The organism is Kocuria sp. CPCC 205260 (genome assembly GCF_040981045.1).
GTDB classification, from domain to species: Bacteria; Actinomycetota; Actinomycetes; order Actinomycetales; family Micrococcaceae; genus Kocuria; species Kocuria palustris.
The window spans coordinates 1-593 of sequence record NZ_JAVKPT010000065.1; the positions used below are offsets into that span (position 1 = coordinate 1).

General features: G+C 68.8%; 2 protein-coding genes. Both read left to right on the forward strand.

The window, feature by feature from the left end; translation table 11 throughout:
• Window positions 1-339 (forward strand): hypothetical protein (locus tag RF645_RS13175; RefSeq protein WP_368819261.1); only part of this gene is annotated, 339 nt, incomplete at its 5' end.
• 11 nt (window positions 340-350) lie between these two features.
• Window positions 351-593: hypothetical protein (locus tag RF645_RS13180; protein WP_368819262.1), on the forward strand; the 243-nt coding region annotated here is incomplete at its 3' end.

Sequence of the window (593 nt, forward strand, 5' to 3'; positions counted from 1 at the left end):
GTGGCCGCGGCGATCGTCCGCACGTTCCACTCCGCCGATGCCAAACCCCGCCCGGTCTACGAGCCGCGCATGGCCCCGCCCAGGCCCGGCCCCGCCGTCGCACCAGCGACGCACCAGCCCACGTTCACCACCACGGTCGAACAGCTCCAGGAGGGGCAGTACGTGCAGCTGGAGCAGCTGGGGGTGGAGATCATGGTCTCCGAGATCCACCACGAGGGCCACGACTGCCTCATCGTCGGCTACGACGACCAGGGTCAGGAGCTGAGCACCGAGCTCAGCCCCGGGGCCGAGGTACAAGCCCGCTACGCCGATGACGACGACCTAGAAGAAGCAGCCTGAGGAGCACCCCCATGAGCAACCTGGCGAACAACGAGAACGAAGAACTAGCGCTGATCAACGTCATGGGCTTCCTGGTGCCAGCAGTCCTGGCCGGGGGAGCGGCCTGGATCGCCGCCAAGTCAGCCCCGGTGCTCGCGTGGCTGGTCAGCCACGGGGTGCTGGCAGCCCACAGCAACGCCGTAGTGGTGCCCCTGGGGGAGAACGCCGGCCTGGACATGCCCCGCGTCGTAGCCGCCGCAGCACTCGTGCTCGCA